General features: G+C 54.2%; 21 protein-coding genes. 13 read left to right on the top strand and 8 right to left on the bottom strand.

The features are described from left to right. Positions 1–390 precede the first annotated feature (390 nt). Positions 391–1,647 (top strand): multidrug effflux MFS transporter, encoded by a 1,257-nt coding sequence (locus J7395_RS13075; RefSeq protein WP_209221754.1) that lies wholly within the window; start codon positions 391–393, stop codon positions 1,645–1,647. 37 nt (positions 1,648–1,684) lie between these two features. Continuing rightward, positions 1,685–2,194, top strand: a complete 510-nt coding sequence (locus J7395_RS13070) for a DinB family protein (protein WP_062952479.1) — start codon at positions 1,685–1,687, stop codon at positions 2,192–2,194. A gap of 8 nt (positions 2,195–2,202) precedes the next feature. Here the strand turns inward: J7395_RS13070 and J7395_RS13065 are convergent, their stop codons facing one another. The 3 genes from J7395_RS13065 to J7395_RS13055 form a co-directional block, all read right to left on the bottom strand. After that, positions 2,203–2,991 (bottom strand): enoyl-CoA hydratase-related protein, encoded by a 789-nt coding sequence (locus tag J7395_RS13065; protein WP_209221752.1) that lies wholly within the window; start codon positions 2,989–2,991, stop codon positions 2,203–2,205. 112 nt (positions 2,992–3,103) lie between these two features. Next, positions 3,104–4,837 (bottom strand): SulP family inorganic anion transporter, encoded by a 1,734-nt coding sequence (locus tag J7395_RS13060; protein WP_209221750.1) that lies wholly within the window; start codon positions 4,835–4,837, stop codon positions 3,104–3,106. 77 nt (positions 4,838–4,914) lie between these two features. Next, positions 4,915–5,202 (bottom strand): helix-turn-helix transcriptional regulator, encoded by a 288-nt coding sequence (locus J7395_RS13055; RefSeq protein ID WP_209221748.1) that lies wholly within the window; start codon positions 5,200–5,202, stop codon positions 4,915–4,917. A 259-nt stretch (positions 5,203–5,461) separates the two neighbouring features. Between J7395_RS13055 and J7395_RS13050 the strand changes: the two genes are divergently transcribed. Continuing rightward, positions 5,462–6,151 (top strand): orotate phosphoribosyltransferase, encoded by a 690-nt coding sequence (locus tag J7395_RS13050; RefSeq protein ID WP_209221746.1) that lies wholly within the window; start codon positions 5,462–5,464, stop codon positions 6,149–6,151. A gap of 80 nt (positions 6,152–6,231) precedes the next feature. Here J7395_RS13050 and J7395_RS13045 read toward each other — a convergent pair whose 3' ends face one another. Next, complete coding sequence (locus J7395_RS13045; RefSeq protein ID WP_209221744.1) at positions 6,232–6,852, bottom strand: NAD(P)H-dependent oxidoreductase; 621 nt, start codon at positions 6,850–6,852, stop codon at positions 6,232–6,234. Between the two features lie 144 nt (positions 6,853–6,996). On the opposite strand from J7395_RS13045, the gene J7395_RS13040 reads away from it, so the two are divergent. The 8 genes from J7395_RS13040 to J7395_RS13005 all read left to right on the top strand — a co-directional run bounded on the left by J7395_RS13040 (position 6,997) and on the right by J7395_RS13005 (position 15,206). Beyond that, positions 6,997–7,575, top strand: a complete 579-nt coding sequence (locus J7395_RS13040) for a TetR/AcrR family transcriptional regulator (RefSeq protein WP_247742114.1) — start codon at positions 6,997–6,999, stop codon at positions 7,573–7,575. Positions 7,576–7,729: 154 nt separating this feature from the next. Continuing rightward, a complete protein-coding gene (locus J7395_RS13035; protein WP_209221733.1) occupies positions 7,730–8,260 on the top strand; it encodes a hypothetical protein in 531 nt (176 codons plus the stop codon). 76 nt (positions 8,261–8,336) lie between these two features. Beyond that, positions 8,337–9,425, top strand: coding sequence for a DUF4062 domain-containing protein (locus tag J7395_RS13030; protein WP_209221732.1), 1,089 nt, complete (start codon positions 8,337–8,339; stop codon positions 9,423–9,425). Between the two features lie 200 nt (positions 9,426–9,625). Then, positions 9,626–10,468 (top strand): universal stress protein, encoded by an 843-nt coding sequence (locus J7395_RS13025; protein ID WP_062952468.1) that lies wholly within the window; start codon positions 9,626–9,628, stop codon positions 10,466–10,468. A 195-nt stretch (positions 10,469–10,663) separates the two neighbouring features. After that, positions 10,664–12,070, top strand: coding sequence for an aspartate aminotransferase family protein (locus J7395_RS13020; RefSeq protein ID WP_209221730.1), 1,407 nt, complete (start codon positions 10,664–10,666; stop codon positions 12,068–12,070). A 527-nt stretch (positions 12,071–12,597) separates the two neighbouring features. After that, positions 12,598–13,815 (top strand): 5-aminolevulinate synthase, encoded by a 1,218-nt coding sequence (gene hemA / locus J7395_RS13015; protein ID WP_209221728.1) that lies wholly within the window; start codon positions 12,598–12,600, stop codon positions 13,813–13,815. A 268-nt stretch (positions 13,816–14,083) separates the two neighbouring features. Next, positions 14,084–14,623 (top strand): hypothetical protein, encoded by a 540-nt coding sequence (locus J7395_RS13010; RefSeq protein WP_209221726.1) that lies wholly within the window; start codon positions 14,084–14,086, stop codon positions 14,621–14,623. 76 nt (positions 14,624–14,699) lie between these two features. Continuing rightward, entirely contained in the window at positions 14,700–15,206 is a 507-nt protein-coding gene (locus tag J7395_RS13005; protein WP_062952464.1) for an N-acetyltransferase, read from the top strand. A 92-nt stretch (positions 15,207–15,298) separates the two neighbouring features. Here the strand turns inward: J7395_RS13005 and J7395_RS13000 are convergent, their stop codons facing one another. Continuing rightward, complete coding sequence (locus tag J7395_RS13000) at positions 15,299–16,042, bottom strand: SDR family oxidoreductase (protein WP_209221725.1); 744 nt, start codon at positions 16,040–16,042, stop codon at positions 15,299–15,301. Positions 16,043–16,221: 179 nt separating this feature from the next. On the opposite strand from J7395_RS13000, the gene J7395_RS12995 reads away from it, so the two are divergent. Further along, the gene (locus J7395_RS12995) at positions 16,222–16,914 is read left to right on the top strand and encodes an SOS response-associated peptidase (protein ID WP_209221724.1); all 693 of its coding nucleotides are present in this window, start codon (positions 16,222–16,224) and stop codon (positions 16,912–16,914) included. Positions 16,915–16,938: 24 nt separating this feature from the next. Here J7395_RS12995 and J7395_RS12990 read toward each other — a convergent pair whose 3' ends face one another. Together J7395_RS12990 and J7395_RS12985 are read right to left on the bottom strand one after the other, a co-directional pair. Continuing rightward, a complete protein-coding gene (locus J7395_RS12990; protein ID WP_209221722.1) occupies positions 16,939–17,127 on the bottom strand; it encodes a hypothetical protein in 189 nt (62 codons plus the stop codon). Between the two features lie 214 nt (positions 17,128–17,341). Further along, complete coding sequence (locus J7395_RS12985; protein WP_062952460.1) at positions 17,342–18,199, bottom strand: universal stress protein; 858 nt, start codon at positions 18,197–18,199, stop codon at positions 17,342–17,344. 322 nt (positions 18,200–18,521) lie between these two features. On the opposite strand from J7395_RS12985, the gene J7395_RS12980 reads away from it, so the two are divergent. Continuing rightward, on the top strand, positions 18,522–18,827 hold the full coding sequence (locus J7395_RS12980) for a metalloregulator ArsR/SmtB family transcription factor (protein ID WP_062952459.1): 306 nt from the start codon (positions 18,522–18,524) through the stop codon (positions 18,825–18,827). An 81-nt stretch (positions 18,828–18,908) separates the two neighbouring features. Here the strand turns inward: J7395_RS12980 and pdxH are convergent, their stop codons facing one another. Beyond that, on the bottom strand, positions 18,909–19,529 hold the full coding sequence (gene pdxH / locus J7395_RS12975; RefSeq protein WP_114111488.1) for a pyridoxamine 5'-phosphate oxidase: 621 nt from the start codon (positions 19,527–19,529) through the stop codon (positions 18,909–18,911). Positions 19,530–19,659 lie beyond the last annotated feature (130 nt).

Genomic DNA, 19,659 nt, shown 5'->3' with positions numbered 1-19,659 from the left:
ACTAAAAACCTTGCAAACGGCACCCCATCACGGGTGCCGTTTTCTTTTGCGGCCTGTATTCTTTTGCCGCTTCAGACGGTTATATGCATAGCTGATATTCAGGCTGTCAAAATCGCCGGGCTGGAAAAAACAGAATTTCCGTGGATAATGGCACAAATTGAATCGTTTCAGGCTGCGATCCACCCGGCCCCGCCATCCGCAACGGTGCGGCCTTCCTGATGCCACTGCCATATCTGACCGGAATTTTTGCCCCGCCCTCTATCCGGGTGTTGGCGATATGTCCCGTTTCCTGTCATTCCGGCCGGCCTTAAGGAAGTCCGTTAAAGACCGATACTGGAAACCGGACAGATCACGCCCCACCTGCCACCATAAGAAACGGATACGGAAGTCATGGCGAATACAGATGCCAGCGCCCCGATCAACACGCAGCGCCTTGCGATCCTGCTTGCCGCCCTGATCGCGACCGCACCATTTGCGATTGATACCTACCTGCCTGCCATTCCGGCGATGGCAGCAGATTTTGGCGCGCCGACGCATAATGTCGAAGTATCAATCAGCATGTTCCTGATTGGTTTTGCCCTGGGGCAACTGATTGGCGGACCGCTTTCGGATCGCGTTGGCCGTCGCCCGGTCGCGTTGATCGGGCTTGTGATTTACATCATCACCAGTGCGATCATCATTTTCGTCGACAGTTCTTTTTCGCTCAACGTCATGCGCTTTATCCAGGCGATTGGCGGCGGTTTTGCCCTTGTGATTGTCGGTGCATCGGTCCGCGACCTGTTCGATGGCAAGGATGCCGCGCGCATGTTTGCCCTGATCGCGGTGATCATGATGATTGCCCCGCTGGTCGCTCCAACGGTTGGTTCGGCCCTGCTGGTCTATTTCCAGTGGCAGGCGATTTTCGTCCTGCTCGTCATCTATGGCAGCGTCATGCTGGTGATTGTGTGGTTCAAGTTACCCGAAACCACCAAGCTGCGCCCGCGCTATGCCGGGCCGGCGCGACGGGTGTGGTGGACCTATCTGGAAGTCCTGCGTACCCGCAAGGCAGTTGGTTTCATGCTGGCCCACACCGGGGCAAGTGCGGTCATGTTCAGTTTCCTGACCGACAGCCCGTTCATGTATATTGATTATTTCGGCGTGTCACCCAGCCAGTTCCCCTATCTGTTCGGGGCGAATGTCATTGTCATCGTGATCTGCAACCGCCTGAACAATCCGTTGCTGAAACGGCTTGAATGCCATCAGATACTTGCGATTGGCACCGCCCTTCAACTGGCGGCCGTGATCGGATTGTTCATTGCGGTGAATGCGTTCGAGCCGTCGCTATATGCTGTGGTACCGCTGGTGATGGTTGCTGTCGGCATGATCGGGCTAACCGCACCAAACGCAACCGCGGCCTTCATGCAGTATTTCCCACATATCGGCGGGACGGCCACCGCCTTGATGGGGACCATACAGTTTGCCACCGGCGCATTGGCAGGCACCATTATCGGACAGGTCCATGACGGCAGTCTTCTGCCCGTGACAGCATCGATGCTGGCCTTTGGCATTTTCGCCAATGTCATGGTTCATTTTGTGGCCGAGGCAAAACAGATCGAACAGCCTGCCCCAACCCAAACCGACGATGCCGTCGCGGTTGCCGCAGATTAAGTACAGACCGGTTAATGCCAACAAGGAGCCCCACCAGATGGCAAAGATGAATTTCAACGATTACGGCCGCGCCATGGCCAAATATAACAGCTGGCAAAATGGTGTTCTGTACGATCTTTGTGATCAGATCGGTGACGAGGAACGCCGCCGTGACCGCGGCATGTTTTTTGGCTCGATCCACGCAACGCTTAATCATCTGCTGTATATAGATCACCGCATCCTCGGCATTCTGAAAACCGGACAGGCCGAGCCATTTGATGCCCGCACCGTCATGGCCGATGATTTCGAAACTCTTGGCAAAATGCGGATCGAAACCGACGCGGCAATCGCCGAATTCGTCGATTCCAGCGATCATGGCTGGCAGGATGACATTCGCGAATTGATGGGGCTGGATGGTGTAACCCGCAAATTACCGCGCCAGCTTTTCCTGATGCAGCTTTTCAATCACCAAACCCATCACAGATCGCAAATCACAAGCGAGCTTTACAAGATGGGTCTGGATTACGGCATCACCGACGTCCCACTGACGCCGGATTTGCCGTTATAACCTGACGATTATCTGCCTTCAAACACCGCTTTTCGCTTTTCAAGGAAGGCGGTGTAGCCTTCCTTGAAATCCGCACTGTCAAAGGCGCGGTATCCTTCGTCAAATTCCCTTGCGTCAATCGAACCGCCTTCTTTCAGGCGGTTGATCATTTTTTTGTGCAGGCGCTGGGTGATCGGTGCGCCCCCGGCAATCCGGGTTGCTGTCGCCGTTACTTCCGCATCGAATGCATCAAATGGCACATGGCGGGCGATAAAGCCGATTTCGCGCGCACGCGCGGCGTCAAAAACCTGCCCTTCCAGCAGGATTTCAAACAGGGCTGCTTCGCCCAGCAGATCCAGCATGATCTGCAATTCCGGATAGCCCAGCGTCGCGCCAAGCTTCATCGGCGGCACAGCGAATTTTGCATTATCGGCTGCAATCCGCAAATCGCAGGCCGCAGCCAATACAAACGACGCCCCGATGCACGGCCCGTCAATCGCGGCAATCACTGGATGCTGGCAAACCCGAAGCGCCTGCAAGGCCTCGGCATGGAGCATTCCGTAATCGCGCGCCTTTTCAAACCCGTCACGTTCGCGAACAAATTCATGAATATCCGCCCCGGCCCCAAATCCGGCCCCGCTGCCGCCGCGAATAACGATGCAACGCAGGTTGCTGTCCCCGCCAAGATCGTCGGCAATCCGGGCAAGTTCCCCCCACATCGGCTTGGTCAGCGCATTTTTGCGCTCCGGCTGTGAAATGGTGATGGTTGCAATACCGCCGTCATTGATATCGACGACGAGTCCGGTTTCCTGCGACATGGCAGTGCCTTTCAGCTTAATTCGGTAAAGCTATACCAAATAAACCCAAAACCGGACTTTGCCAATGCCTGACAAGGGTTTGGGGGGTTATCCCTGTCTTCGTGGCGACAAATCAGGATGCAGGGACGTCACGCACCCCATGCGCGCGAAGCCGCGCTAGCGCCATCTCGATATCAGTTTCATAATGAACCAGCGGCGGCTTGACGCCGTGCGCAAACAGTTCCCGCCGAAGGTCATGCGATGTGCCGGTCAGAATGACCTCGATCCCGCGTCCATGAGTCTTGCTTGCCAGCCCGGCAATCGTATTGGCCGCGGTTGAATCAAGAAACGGCACGGCAGCAAAATCAATGATCAGCGCCTTATGCGTATCGCCAATCCGGTCCAGAACCGATCCGATCGATGCCGCTGCCCCGAAAAAGAACACGCCGGTAATCCGGTAAATCATGATGTCAGGATCGGTTGTCGATGAAATACCCGATGCCCCGGCCCCGCCGGTCGTGCCATCCGCCCGGTCTTCGGACACAAACGGGCTGTGGGTGGCAATTGCGGTCGTTTTTGACATCCGCTGGATAAACAGGACCGATCCCAAGGCAAAGCCGACCACAATGGCCTCCAGCAGATCACGGAAAATCGTCAGCAGGAACGTCGCCAGTAACACCGCCGCATCACCGCGCGATGCACGCAGCAAGGTAGCAAAGGCATGTTTTTCGATCATGTTCCACGCGACGACCGCCAGCACCCCGGCAAGACTTGCCAGCGGAATGAAACTTGCCAGCGGGGCCGCCACCAGAATGAACAGCAGCAAAAACAGCGCATGCAGAACCCCGGCAACCGGACCATGTGCACCCGCACGGATATTGGTCGCCGTGCGCGCAATCGTGCCGGTCACGCATATGCCGCCAAACAGGCCCGATGCCATATTGGCCACGCCTTGGGCCACCAGTTCGCAGTTCGACCGGTGATGCCGCCCGGTCATGCCATCGGCCACCACGGCGGATAGCAGCGATTCAATGGCGCCCAGAAGTGCAAATGCAATTGCGTTGGGCAAAACCGCCTGCACTTTCTCAAGGGTGAATTCCGGTAGGGCCGGTGCCGGAAAATCGCATGGTATACCGCCAAAGACGCTGCCGATGGTTGATACCGGCAAACTGAAAAATGCTGTTGCCAACCCGGCCCCGGCGACGGCAATCAACATGCCCGGCCAGTGCGGACGCACCCGTTTGGTGCCAATGATCACAAGGATCGTCGCCCCGGAAAGGGCAACCGTTACCGGATCAATCCCCGGCAAGGCGGCCCAGATCGCCGGAAGCTTTTCCAAAAGCGGCCCCGGCTCCGCCCCCGACAGGGTCAGCCCCAGCAGATCCTTGATCTGACTTGCGAAAATGATCACCGCAATCCCGGCGGTAAAGCCAACCGTCACCGGATAGGGAATGAATTTGATATAGGTGCCAAGCTTCAATGCCCCGATGGCAAGCAACATCACGCCTGACAGGATGGTTGCAATAAACAACCCGTCCAGTCCGTGCGCCTGCACCGTGCCCGCAACCAGAACGATAAACGCCCCCGCCGGTCCACCGATCTGAAAACGGCTGCCGCCCAGAAGCGACACCAGAATGCCACCAACAATCGCCGTATAAAGCCCCTGCGCCGGAGAAACGCCCGATGCAATTGCAATCGCCATTGATAGTGGCAGGGCAACAATCGCCACCGTCAAACCGGCAATCGCATCAGCGCGAAGCTCTTTAAGTCCGTATCCTTCGCGCAGGACGGTAACAAGTTTCGGTGTAAACAGGTCGGCATATCCGGGTTCGGATGCCGGATTGATCTTCGAGGTTCTGGTTTCCATAGTCTCCGGCAGCCTTGCAAAAGGCGGCGGGATCGTCGGCATAAGTCGGCGGTCGCCGTCGCAAAATTCGTTGCGTTTTATTCCTCGCCCTGCCCGTTATCCCGGGCAGGTCGCGTTTCGGGTTCCTTCAGGCGCACACCGCGCCCTGTCGCAATGCTCGGTGCCTGATCACCAATCAGCTCGATCCCGGCCCGGTCAAGTGCATCAACCACCTTGGCCAGCGTATCGACCACACCGCGCACATTGCCCTTGCTGGACTCCATTCGCTGGATAGTCGGCACAGAAATCCCGGCCATCTCGGCCAGTGTTTTCTGATCAATGCCCAGCAACGCACGCGCCGCGCGCATTTGTCCTGCGGTGATCATGAAGCAAACCCTCTATCCAAACATGACCGAAGCCTAACAAAAGGCATTTTGAACTGCAATTATGATACCTCAGATATCAATAGTGATATTTCAGGTCAGCATTGTGTTATTCGCATCCGGTCCTGCTGCCCGCAAATTTGGCCCCGGCAACACCGGGCACCTGATCCTGACCAGCCGGACAGCGGCTTTTCTTTGCGCTTTGCGTTCAAAAACGTTAAGAGGTGCGCAAATATTCGATCCGGAAAAGGGTATAGTCGCCATGACCAACGAAACTTCGACCGCGCATTGCTCGTATGCCGCCAAAACCGTCGCAAAGATTTTGCTTGATATCGGGGCTGTGAATTTCCGCCCGGAAGAGGCCTATATCCTGACATCCGGCTGGGCAAGCCCGGTCTACATCGATTGCCGCAAGCTGATTTCCTTCCCGCGCGCACGCCGCAAGGTCATGGAACTTGCCGCGCGTCAGGTTTCCGACAAGGCCGGTTACGAGGCATTTGATGCGGTCGCCGGTGGTGAAACCGCGGGCATCCCCTATTCCGCTTGGCTGGCCGATGTCCTGGACCTGCCGATGCAGTATGTCCGCAAGAAGCCAAAGGGATTTGGCCGCAAGGCACGGATCGAGGGCGACATCCACGAAGGCCAGCGCGTTCTTCTGGTCGAAGACCTTGCCACCGACGGCGCATCAAAAGTCAATTTCGTCAATGCCATCCGCGAAACCGGCGCCGAATGCAAACATGCCTTTGTCGTGTTCTTCTATGGTGTGTTCCCCAACGCGCTTGAGGAACTGAAAAAGGACGACATCGAACTGCATTACCTGGCAACCTGGGCCGATGTTCTGGCCGTTGCCGAAGAAGGCGAATACTTCCCCAAAGAAGCCATCGAAGGCGTTCGGGCCTTCCTTGCTGATCCAATCGGCTGGTCAAAAGCCAATGGCGGAAAGCACGACTAAGCCGGCAACACATTGCCAATACAAACGCCCGCAGATTTTCCCTGCGGGCGTTTTGCTTTTGATGGCCGGTCTAACGAGATTTATCCCGCCATATCCAATTCCGGCTTTGTCACCTTTGCCGGGATCGCCGCCCCGACCTCGCGTGCTTTTTTCAAGAGCTCCGCAGGGTTATTGCCGTCGGCCAGCAACATCAATTCCGAAGTTGCAACTTCCACTCCGCAATAATCAAAAATACCCTGATGGATTTGCAGCTTCATCGCCCCGAAATATCCATGCCGGGCAAAGGTCCCAAGCCCTGCCCCACCAATCGCGACAAGATGAACCTTCAGATGGTTCAGCTTTTTGATCACCTTTTCACCGTCGATATCCTCATAGGCCCAGCCATTTGAAAACACCCGGTCGATCCAGCCTTTCAGGATTGCGGGCATCGACCACCAGTAGATCGGAAAAACCAGCACCAGCGTATCGGCGGCATCAATCCGCCTTTGTTCGGCAAGCACATCGTCCGGGAACGGTGACCTCATCTCGAAGGCCGCGATATCGTCCTGATTGAAACGCGGATCAAATCCTTCCTCCGACAGATCGGCAAGCTCGAAACTGTGTTCGGCCCCGGCATCCTCAATCCCCTTGCCAATTTGATTGGCGACCGCATGACTGAACGAACAGGAATTTGGATGGGCGACAACAACAAGCGCACGCATGGCTTATCTCCTTGCTAAGTGATTGCCTCTTAACGGCAATCATTATATACTATAAGTAAGTTACTATCCGTAAGTTACGTTTGGTATATAGCCATGTCAAGTCTCGGTGCAAAAAAGTCTCCGTTGCATAAGCCCCGTAAACGTATGACCCGCGAAGATCGCAACCGGCAACTTCTCGACGTTGCCTGGAAGATGATCCATGACGGCGGAACCGAGGGGCTTAGCCTTGGAAATCTTGCCGAACAGGCCGGGGTTACCAAACCGGTGGTCTATGATCATTTTGGCACCCGGTCTGGTTTGCTGATCGCGCTTTATCAGGATTACGACCAGCGCCAGACCGCATTGATGGACGCCACTCTGGCCCAAAGCAGCCCGACCTTGCGCGACAAGGCATCGGTCATCGCGGCATCCTATGTTGACTGTGTGCTGTCACAGGGACGCGAAATTTCGGGCGTGATCGCATCGCTTGCCGGATCGCCGGAACTCGAACAGGTCAAGCGGGACTATCATCTTCTGTTTATTGATAAATGCCGCGATATCCTGTCGTCTTTCAGCCCGACGGGGAAAATCCCCATGCCGCGTCTTTGGGGCTTTCTGGGTGCCGCCGAGGCCCTCTCCTATGCCGCGGCAACCGGTGAAATCACCGCCGATCAGGCAAAGCAGGAATTGTTTGAAACCATCATCGCCATGGTATCGCGTGATAACCATGACTCCGGGAACTGATGGCGCCAGTGCTGTCACATGCCCTTTTCTGGACATCGGGTTTAACAAGGTCCAATATATTCCAAAGCAAAAGCAAGGCCGTATGATAAATGGCACTGTCAGGTTATGGGAACGGCCCGGGCGCATCATCGCTTTGCGGCCAAAGGAGCAACTCATGAAGATCAGAAGAGCCGGCCCCCTTTCCGGTCTTGTTGTTTCCGCTTTGATACTGTCGGGGTGCGTGCAACCCACCGCACAAAACAGCCCCGCCGCCGATACCACCGCGGAAATAGTAACTCCGTGGGGTGGCCCGACCACGGCAACATCCGCGAATGCGACAGCCAATACCGCAAATGACAAATTCGTCATGACTCCAAATCCCCAAAAGGCCGCAATCACCGACATACAGCGCCAACAGATCGACGAGGCACGCATCGCGCTCGACATCCTTGATCGCATGGCACAACGTTGTGTGCAGCAAAATGACCCGGCAGCCTGCAATACACTTCAGACCAACTGGTCAACCCTGTCACAGCAATTGCACAAAAGCCTTTCGATCATTTCGGGTGACAACATGGGGGTAATGCCATCGGCCGGTGCGCCAATAATGAGCGATCCGACCACCACCGAAACAATACCCGGCACATCCGCGGCCCCGACCATGGAAAAAACCATTCCGATGATGTCCTGGCCTGCTGACGGTTAACATCAATAGAAATTTCAGAATAAATGAAAAAGACAATTTCTTTTAATGAAAGCGAAAATGAGATCAGGAGGAAGAGTTGCACGAAAAACGCTATCAGGTTTTTATTAGCTCTACCTTCGAGGACCTAAAAGATGAACGCCGTGCTGTACAGGATGTCGTAATAAGCACCGGTGATTTCCCAGTTCAAATGGAGTCTTTCCCCGCAGCAGACGAAGATCAGTTCGAGTTCATAAAATCGCTTATAAATATGTGTGATTATTACATTTTAATTATTGCGGGGCGATACGGAACGATTTCTGACGATGGACTGAGTTATACGCATAAGGAATTTCGCTACGCGGTATCGCAAGAGGTGCCCGTTCTTGTAATGCTACACAACGACCTCAATAAAATTGAAGCGGGAAAATCCGAAAAATCTGATGATGGCAGACAACGCCTTACAGCTTTTATAGCCGAGGCACAGACTGGCAGGCTACGCAAGACATGGTCAAGTTTGGAAGGCTTAAAGCTCGCCGTTCGCGAAGCTCTGGACAACGCGAAAGCCACCAAACCGAGGATTGGTTGGATAAGAGGCAACGCAGTCACAAGCGTTGAAGCGTTGGAAGAACTGAATGAAGTTCGGAAAGAAAATGATAAATTCAAAAAAGCTTTAGGCGATTTGGAGATTGAACTCTCCATGCCCCCTATTCCCGATCCAAACAGTACCATTATGATTGACTTGTTGGCGAACAACACCGGCTGGAATCAAGGGACTGACGTAACAATACAAGCCTCTTGGATTGCTTTTTTTCCTATTTTCCATAGCAACTTGAAATGGCGGACGAGCGATTGGGATGGAGAATACAAGTACTATGTCGAGGAAACTGAGTCCTATGTAGCTATTGGTTCTGCAATAGCAGAAAACTTAGCTTCTATTGATACGTCGGGCAGCTTCAAGATCAATAAAAGCGGTTTTCAGCGACTAATGGATTACTATATCGAAGCAGGACTAATGAACCCGATAGGACATGAAGAACCTTTCACAGAAACGGCGCAAAAAATCGCTCGCAGGCATAGTATTTCGGGCAATCCCTCGACGTCTTTCAAAATTGTGCAAGGAGAAATCAATATAACACCAATAGCAAAACCGACCGTCGATGGCCTGGATGATGAAATTCCATTCTGATAATGTCACCCTGCAGACGGTCGAGCCTTTTGGGGAAGGTCATTTTCTCGCCACAGGGTCACGCGACACTCAGATACACGCGATAAGTGCAATTTGAGATAGAACAAAGAACGCCACTACTGATCGCATTAGACTGCTTCTCATAACCACGCTAGCCGCCTTGATCGAAGGCGGTGCTGCCCGGAAAAGGAGACTGGCAGATGTATCGGGATATCCTTGTTCATATCGACAATTCAGCCCCTTGCGCACAGCGCCTTTCAGTTGCCCTGAAAGTTGCCAAGGCGCAAAAAGCCCATCTGACCGGGCTGTTTCTTCTGCCCTATGCCGAAATTCCGCGTTTCATGGAAGTTCAGATTTCCCAGGAAATCGTCAATCAGCAGCGCGCGGCCATGGCCGAAACAGCCAAGGAAGCCAAGCGCGACTTCGCCAAAGCCTGCGAAGACGCCGGTGTTACCTTCAGTTGGCAGGAAACGCCATGCTCGGCAGCCGAGATTGCCGACACGGTTGCCATGTATGCCCGCCATCATGACCTGACGGTTCTGGGGCAATATGACCCGGACAGTGCCGATCCGTCCTCAACCTCGGAAATGCCTGACAAGGCAATTCTGACCGCTGGCACCCCGGTTCTGGTCGTCCCCTATGCCGGTCGGTTCGAAACGATTGGCGAACGCGTTATGGTTGCGTGGAAGCCGTATCGCGAAGCTGTCCGTGCGGTGAATGACGGCATGGCCTTTCTTGAAAATGCAAAATCGGCCCTCGTTCTTTGTGCCGATCCTAACAAGGGCGCCCGTGACTCCATTCCTGTTCCCGGTGTCGATATCGGTTCGCGGCTTGAACGCCACGGGGTGAATGTCCGCAAGGAGAACATGAATGCCAGCGGCATCAGCGTTGGCGACCTTCTGCTGTCGCGTGCGGCTGATGAAAGCATCGACCTGATCGTTTGCGGTGCCTATGGCCGCCCGCGCCTGCGTGAATTGATGATGGGGGGTGTGACACAGCATCTTCTGCGTCACATGACGGTGCCGGTTCTGATGTCGCACTAGGCTGCGACCAACGACATCGTTACCAAGCCGGCCGGTGCCCTTGCCCGGCCGGTTTTGTTTGTCGGTTTCGTTTTTGCCGATCGCGCCAAAGATCTTCGCCAAAGCATGGTCCAACTATTGATTCCCATGCCGGAAATAGCTGACTAAAGTGCCTGAAAGCATCAGGATCTTTCCTGCACGAAACAGAGGTTCGCCATGACCACCAACGCCACCACCACGACAATCGATACTGCCCCGACCGCCAAAGGCAATTCCGCAGCCAGCCGCGATATCGCAAGCTATCTTCATCCCTATACCAACCTTGCTACTCACGAAAAAACCGGGCCGCATATCATTTCAAACGGTCACGGGATTTATGTGACCGATGACAATGGCCGCGATTTTATCGAAGGCATGGCCGGTCTTTGGTGTGCGTCGCTGGGATTTGGCGAAAATCGCCTTGTGAAAGCCGCGACAAAGCAGCTTGAAACCCTGCCCTATTACCACACCTTCGCATCGCGCAGCACCAACCCGGCGATTGATCTGGCCGAAAAGCTTCTGGAACTTGTACCTGTCCCGATGTCCAAGGTTTTCTTTGCTAATAGCGGATCAGAAGCAACGGATTCCGCGGTCAAGATGGTCTGGTATTATCACAATGCAATTGGCCAACCGGAAAAGAAAAAGATCATCTCGCGCAAGAAGGGTTATCACGGGGTGACGGTGGCTGCGGCCTCAATGACCGGGCTTCCGGGCAATCACAAAATGTTTGATCTGCCGATTGACCGCATCATCCATACCGAAACCCCGCATTACTGGCGCGAGGCCCAGCCCGGCGAGGAAGAAGAGGATTTCGCGACCCGTCTTGCCGAACAGCTTGAAGACCTGATTCAGGCCGAAGGCCCGGAAACCATCGGGGCGTTTATCGCCGAACCGATCATGGGGGCTGGTGGCGTGATCGTGCCGCCGCGCACCTATTTCGAAAAGGTGCAAGAAGTTCTGGACCGGTATGACATCCTGTTTATCGCTGACGAGGTCATATGCGGATTTGGCCGGACCGGACGGATGTTTGCCACCGAAACCTTCCGGCTTAAACCCGACATGATCACGGTCGCCAAGCAGCTTTCATCGGCCTATCAGCCGATTTCGGCCCTGTTTATCAATGACAGGATTTATCAGGCTGCGAAAAGGGCATCCGACGAGATCGGTACATTTGGCCACGGCTTCACCTATTCCGGCCATCCGGTCGCGGCTGCCGTTGCGCTTGAAACCCTTAAAATCTATGAGGATGATGGCATTATCGACCATGTCCGCAATGTCATGTCACCATTCCAGAAACGCCTCAAGGACCTCAATAAATTCGAACATGTCGGCGAAACCCGCGGACGCGGGCTGATTGGCGCATTTGAACTGGTCCAAGACAAATGCCTGAAAACACCAATGCAGCCTGTCGGTGCTGCCGGTAAGGCGGTTGTTGCAAAATGTATGGACCACGGTGTGATCCTGCGTGCACTTGGCGATAGTGTCGCCTTCTGCCCGCCGCTGATCATTACCGAACAGCAGGTCCACGATATGTTCGACAAGGTCGAGGCTGCTCTTGGGGACTGGCACAACAGCCTCGGCTGAACTGTCCCAGAACAGAAAACCTTTACAAAACAAATAGATGCCGCTGCATCGATGAAGACGCAGCGGCATCGCCATAGCAAGAAACTTTCAATTAATGGCGGTTGATAGATTTTATTGCTTGTTTGAATTGATTTAATTGTGGGTCGGAAGTCCTTTCAAAACCTTGCCAAATGCGATCAATAGCGCCAAATTGGGAACAGGAATTGAACAGGGAACCACCCAACGCCATGAGTGATGGCGAGATCGACAAACAATGAATGGACGCCTTCTTTGACAGCGTGGTTCGCAGCGACACTGAAAACGACAATCGAAGTGAAACTGGAATCGCTTTAAAATTTTTGACAAGGGTCAATGCCAAGTCGGAAGCCATGTCCGATAAGGAAGTCATCAAGACCCGGTCAAACGGGACCATGCTGATCCGGAGATGTACGCATATCCGGCCAGGACCAGAGCTTTGCCAAGGGTGAGAGAACGGGATGAAAGACAGCCCGTACCTGCGGTAAAGAGACAGGCGAAAGACACAAAAGATGAATTATAACACCTTCTTTAAAGACGCGTTGTCCGGCCTCAAGGCTGAAGGCCGTTACCGCGTATTCGCCAATCTTGAACGCATTGTCGGTGAATTCCCCAAAGCCATGTATCATCCGGGAAACGGTGATGCGCCGCGCAAAATTACGGTCTGGTGTTCAAACGACTATCTTGGCATGGGACAGCATCCAAAGGTTCTTGAAGCCATGCAAAACACCATCACCGGTCAGGGTGGCGGAGCAGGTGGCACGCGCAACATTTCCGGTTCCAACCATCTGCATGTCGCGCTAGAGCAGGAGCTCGCCGACCTGCATGGCAAGGAAGCGGCCCTTTTGATGACATCGGGCTATGTTGCCAACTGGACGACGCTTTCGACCCTTGGCTCGAAACTGCCGGATTGTGTGATCATTTCCGACTCGTTTAACCACAATTCCATGATCGAAGGCATGCGCCATTCCAAAGCGGAACGCCGGATCTGGAAACATAACGATGTCGAACATCTTGAAGAAATCCTGCGCGATCTCGGGCCGAACCGGGCCAAGATCGTTGCGTTCGAGTCCGTTTATTCAATGGATGGCGATATCGCGCCAATCGCAGAAATCCTTGATCTTTGCGAAAAATACAACGCGATCTCCTATCTCGACGAAGTGCATGCGGTCGGCATGTATGGCCCGCGTGGCGGCGGCGTCGCCGAACGCGACGGCGTGATGAATCGTGTCGATATCGTTCAGGGCACGCTTGCCAAGGCATTTGGCGTGATCGGTGGCTATATCGCGGCCAAACATGACATCGTCGATTTCGTGCGCAGTTTCGGGAATGGCTTTATCTTCACCAGCTCCCACCCGCCCAGCATCGCGGCCGGAGCACTGGCCTCGGTCCGCCACCTCAAGGACAGCAATATAGAACGCGAAGCCCAGAAAGAACGTGCCGAAACGCTGCGTGAACGCATGCGGACGGCCGGTCTTCCGGTGATGGATGCGCCAAGCCATATCGTGCCGCTGATGGTGGGCGATGCGGCAATGTGCAAGGAAGCCAGCGACCGTCTGCTATTTGATCACGACATCTATGTTCAGCCGATCAACTATCCGACCGTACCGCGCGGCACAGAACGGCTACGCTTTACCCCCGGCCCGCTTCACAATGATGAACTGATAGATCATCTGATCGACTCGCTTCTGGTGGTTTGGGGCCAGCTTGGTATTGCCAAGGCAGCTTGAAGCTTAAAATCCCACTGCATATGACAGAATACTGAAGGCCGTTGATTATCGACGGCCTTCTTTTTTGTGTCAGCCAATCATTGCGGAACCCCTCTTCGGCAGATCGGGAAATGATTGTTCTCGTGATGTGGTTGTTTGCTTTCGAAACTTCCCATCCTATATTGAAGCGATTGCTATCACACGGTGTTGGCACAGCAACCATTTACCATCTTGCAATTAAGAACCGTTCGCGTTAACTTCGGTGTCTGCAACATGACAGGGACCGTTTATGTATTCGGATAGAACCTTGCTGCCCAAAGAATGTCTGCGCCTATGCGCACTTGGCACCCTTGCCCTTTCCGATAAACCGATCAGCTATGCCGATCTGGCCAATTCAGTGCGCCATTTTACCGCCCATATCATGGGGCCGTCGCTTGATATGATGGGGAGCTCGCTTCAGCTTCTTAAGCTTGAAGGGCTGGTGCGCGAAGATTGCAACAGCGGGTCATATTCGGATGCGCAATTGTCGCTGACCAAGGCCGGACATGACAAGTTCCAGGAACTGATGCAGGGAACACTTCGCGATACATCAGGCGAGCTTTCGCGCCTTGTGATGGCACTTAAAATGCGGTTCCTGCATCTGCTGGATGACGAGACGCGCCGCGACCAGATCGAAATCCTGCATGACGTTTGCGAACTGGAACTTGATCGCGTTCTGGCACTTCGCGAAGAGCACGCGAACGAAGCTGCCCCGTTCACCGGATGGCTTGACATGGAAGCACGTCGACTGGAACAAAAACGCGATTGGCTGAAAAGTCTGTTGGCCTAATTCCAATTCCCGTTATAGTCGAGAGATAGACCTGCAGGTAGCGGGTGCCAAGTCACAGGATGGGACGGGTCCGATCATGCTTATCCGCGATGAGACAGAGGCCGATATTCCGGCAATCCACGCATTGCTGGCGAATGCGTTTGCAACCGCACCACATAGCCAGCAAACCGAACATCTGATCGTGGATGCATTGCGCGACAAGGGCCGTTTAAGCCTGTCGCTTGTGGCAATCGAAGATGACGAACTTGTCGGTTGCGTTGCCTTTTCACCGGTAAAAATCGACGGCCAAGAAAGCGACTGGTTCGGTCTTGGCCCGGTTGCGGTCAACCCCGACCGGCAGGGCTTGGGGATCGGATCAGAGTTAATCCAGGCCGGAATCGCCAGACTGCGTATCAATGATGCAGCTGGTTGCGTGGTCCTTGGCGAACCGGACTACTACAGCCGCTTTGGCTTTGCGCCCCTGCCCGATCTGAAACTGGAAGGCGTTCCCGACCAGTATTTCATGGCTCGACCGCTGATCGATACTATTCCGGCAGGAAATGTTGATTACGACCCGGCCTTTTACATCGCCCCGCAGCACTGAACAAAAGAAAACAGCCGGAAATTCCCGGCCGTCAGCCGTTTGATAGCTTATCATCAACAGCTATTGTGCCCCCCGTTGATCCGGATTTCGGCTCAGTATAAATGCTGCCCGCCGGTGACAAAGATTTCCGTGCCGGTGACATAGCTGCTGTCGTCGCCGACCAGATAATGCACGGCGGCGGCCACGTCTTCGGGGGTGCCCATTCGGTTCATCGGGATGCGGGGCACCAGTGCCTCGTATTCAGGGGAAATCATTGCCGTTTTGATTTCCCCGGGGGCGACAGCATTAACCCGCACACCCAGTTCGGCAAACTCCACCGCCATTTCACGTGTCAGCCCCGAAAGGGCGGCCTTCGACGTGGAATAAGCCGATCCGGCAAAGGGATGGACATAGTGGCCTGCGATCGAGGTAATGTTGCAAATTGCCCCCTTGCCCCGGTGCAGGGCAGCGGCAAAGCCACGCGACAAAGTCAGCGGGGTAAAGAAGTTCAGTTCGAACACATCACGCCATGCCTCGATATCGCCATTCAGGCAGCCCAGCCGCTCTTTATAGGGCGTTTTGGGCGATACACCTGCATTGTTCACCAACGCATGAAGCGGATCTTCGCCCAGTACTTCGTTGGCCTGTTTGATGAAAAATTCGACATCTTCGGGTTTGGAAAGATCGGCGGCAATATGAATACCCTGTGCCGGATCACGCGGGCAACTGGGCGGCGGGGCCTCGCGCGAGCAGCAAATCACCCGCCAGCCACGCGCGGCAAAATAACCGACCGTAACATGGCCAATCCCGCGGCTTGCGCCGGTCAGGACAACAGTTTTCGGGGCATTGGCATTCATTGGGCGGCTCTTTCAAATCCCGCGCGCCAAAATGGCGCGTTATATAGTGCAATAATCTTCTTATAGCATTGCTATCCGCGGCAGGCACCTGTCGCAACACGCGTTCCTATATAGGATGAAGGTTGTGCCAAAACCAGTCAAACGGCTATGATCATTGTCAATTCAGGAACGGACATCCGATGTGCAGCCAATACCAGCTTATCAGCGACATGAATGCGTTTCAGGCGCAATTGGCCATCGACCTTACGGATATCATTCGAAAGGAAGCATCGGATTTTCCCAATGAAACCGTCCCTGAAGATCAGGAAGAACTGGAAACAGAGACGGACGAAACCGTCTTTGAAACACTGTCAGGCATTCGCCGCCCGACCGATCCGGTGATTGTCATCCTGCCGGGGCAAAAACCCGTCTTGCGCCGCTGGGGTTTAAGCGTTGCGACACTGAACGCGCCATTGATCAATGCACGCGCCGAAACCCTTGATCAAAAGCCGACCTTTCGACCGTTGCTCGAACGGCGTTGCCTGATCCCGGCGACAAGCTGGTTTGAATGGCGCAAGGACGGCGCAGTCAAACACAAAACCCGTATTACCTTGCCCGATCATCAGCCGGTGCTGTTTGCCGGGCTTGAAAACGGGACGGAGGCAGTAATTATCACCTGTGCCCCCGCGCCCTCGATCGCGCATATCCATGACAGAATGCCCGCCGTGATCGGACCGAACCATATCGCTGGATGGCTTGATCCCGCCAACCAGTTTGACACCGTGCATCACATGCTGGGCCCGGTGCCCGATCATGTTCTGAAATGGTCCGAAGATTTGCCGGACAGCACCAAAACCGTCAAGCAGGACGACGGCCAGATCGATCTTTTCTGATCGGCCGGTCATGGATCTGGCGGGTTATTCGCTATCCGCGTCATTCGCCGCACAGGGCGTTGCATTGCAGGCGCTAACAGTGCCGGTGGCAACATTGCCATAACCGGCCACAACCGCACCAAGATCGGGCAAACCGACATTCTGGCGGGCGATTTCCCGGGCCAGATCCTCGGACATGGAAGCGAAATCAATGACATCGCGAAGTGATAACATGGGAATTCCCCTGCCAGACGTTTCTTCCACTGTTCTTTTATCGGGCGGAGAGCCTCGTTAATCGGGCTTCCGTCTTTGTAAGATTTCAGTAACGGTGGCCGGTTTTCTTCGCAGACGCAACAAAAAAAGGCGCAGAAGACTGCGCCTTTAGTGTCATATACCAATGATCATACAAATAATCATCCGGATTTCAGGATGTTACGTGACCGTTGGGTCAATGCATTATCCAAAGCGGCAAAGTGCATTTTGCCAGCATGTCCTGGGTCACACCGCCAAGAATCATTTCCTTGAAACGTGAATGGCTGTACGCGCCCAGAACGATGCTATCGGCACCAACCTTTTCCGCCTCCGATATCAAGGCATTAGCAACATGCGACTGTTCGGGTAATTCGGACACCCTTGCCTCGACTCCGTGCCAGACAAACTGTTCGGCCAATGCCTTGGCACAGGCCCGGCCATGAGGGACCTCGCCGACACTGACGATGGTGACTTCCTTGGCCGTACGCAGAAGCGGCATGGCCGATGTCACGGCGCGCGCGGCTTCGACCCCGCCATTCCAGGCAATCACGACTTTTTCACCAACGGTTTCCGGTGTTTTTTCCGGTGCAACCAGTAACGGGCGACCGGTTTCCATCAGGGCGGCATCAAAGGTTAGCGACGCGGCAGCTTCGCGCGGATCGCGGCCAATCACGACAAGATCAAACAAACGACCGCGTCGTGCGACCGTTTCGTCCTCGCGACCGTTATCACGCCGCCATGCGCAGGTCGCCTGAAGGTCAGGCATCGGAACCGCAGCCTCCGCGACGGCAGCGGCATCACGTGCCGCGTCATAGGCTGCACGCCCGCGGGTTTCACGTCGCTGGGTTTCGCTTTCGGCTGCCCGCATCATTTCTTCGATGATCAGACCCGACATGCCTTCACCCACAATCGGGATCGCATCCTGGGGTTCGGCCGCGACAAACAATGCTTCGAGATGTGCATTAAATCTTTTGGCCGTTCGAAACGCCAGATCAAGTACACGCTGATCTATATTCGAACCTGCCACCGGAGCCAGAATCGTTCTTACTGCCATCGCACTCACTCCCGAGATTGGTGTGTCTTTCGACACATATGTCTTGTTGCGGTCAGTTCAACGCGTCAAGACGTCATGCAGGGCCAGTCTGCAACCGCAAAACGCATCTTTCCTTGTTCAAGATCAAAACTTTCATAAAAGAACCCGTTTTAATCAACGAAACCGGCCTTTCCGCTACGAATTGCTTAGCTGGTGACGAAATCCAGTGTAACATCAAACCAATGCGTTGCCGAACGACGAAGATTAAATAGATTAACCGGTTTGTCGAATTCGACGCGCCAGAAAATAGCCGAACCGACTGCGAGAATGGATACTGCGCCTGATGCCTTATAGCAATTTACACAAAAACGCTCGCGATGCCGCAGAGTTCCTGAAAACATTGGGAAATGAATGGCGCCTTATGGTTCTTTGTTCACTGGGAACAACCGAAAAATCGGTCAGCACACTGGAAGGTGAACTGGGCATCAAGCAATCGGCTCTATCACAGCACCTTGCCAGATTACGCCGTGACGGGCTGGTGAAAACGCGCAGGGAATCGCAAACGATTTATTACTCACTGGCCAATCCCGATATCATGAAGATCATCGGCGTATTGCAGGAAGTATTCTGCCCTCCCGAGGAAGCTTAAGACTTCCTCCGACCCGAAACGCGCAGATCCCGGGGGCCGCGCGTTTGCATTTCCGGAATCTGGCAACGTTTCCGAAACCTCTCAGGGGAACAGCTTCTGCAGGTTCCACCCCTTGTCGTCGGCATCGCGGGTGTAAAGCTGGCGATCATGCAGGCGAAACTTACCCTCGGACCAGAACTCGATACGATCAGGGATCAGGCGGAAACCGCCCCAATGGTCTGGGCGTGGCACTTTTCCCAGTCCGAACCTGGCGGTAAATTCAGCAACCCGTTTTTCCAGATCGAACCGGCCGCTCATTGGGCGGGACTGGATTGAAGCCCAGGCACCAAGCTGGCTACCGCGCGGACGCGATGCGAAATATTCATCTGATTCCGCACCGTCAACGCGCGTAACTGCCCCTTCGATACGCACGCATTTTTCTAGCGACTTCCAGTGAAAGCACAGTGCGGCAAAGCTGTTTTCGGCAAGCTGATCGCCCTTGCGGCTTTCATAATTGGTATAAAAAACAAAGCCGCGCTCGTCGAACCCCTTTAGCAGAACGATACGTGCCGAAGGCCGCCCGTTGGCATCAGCTGTCGCCAGCGTCATCGCATCGGGATACGGTTTCTCCTTGTTTTTCGCCTCGTTAAACCACACGTCAAAAAGATCGAACGGAACCGCGTGGGCTTCATGCCCAATTTTTGGCGTATTTTTTTCGTCCATTGGGGTCAGGATTCCTTTGATAGTTCAAAATCCGCACCAAATTCGAAAGATACGGGTTTTGGATATACGTGAAACGACGCACTCAAGATCGTTCCGTAGATACAGAACATATCGGTTGGGACAGGAAAGA

The organism is Thalassospira sp. A3_1 (assembly GCF_017744215.1).
Taxonomy (GTDB): Bacteria; Pseudomonadota; Alphaproteobacteria; order Rhodospirillales; family Thalassospiraceae; genus Thalassospira; species Thalassospira lucentensis_A.
The sequence above is the reverse complement of the archived record's forward strand: the minus strand, read 5'-3'. Positions and strand labels throughout refer to the sequence as shown.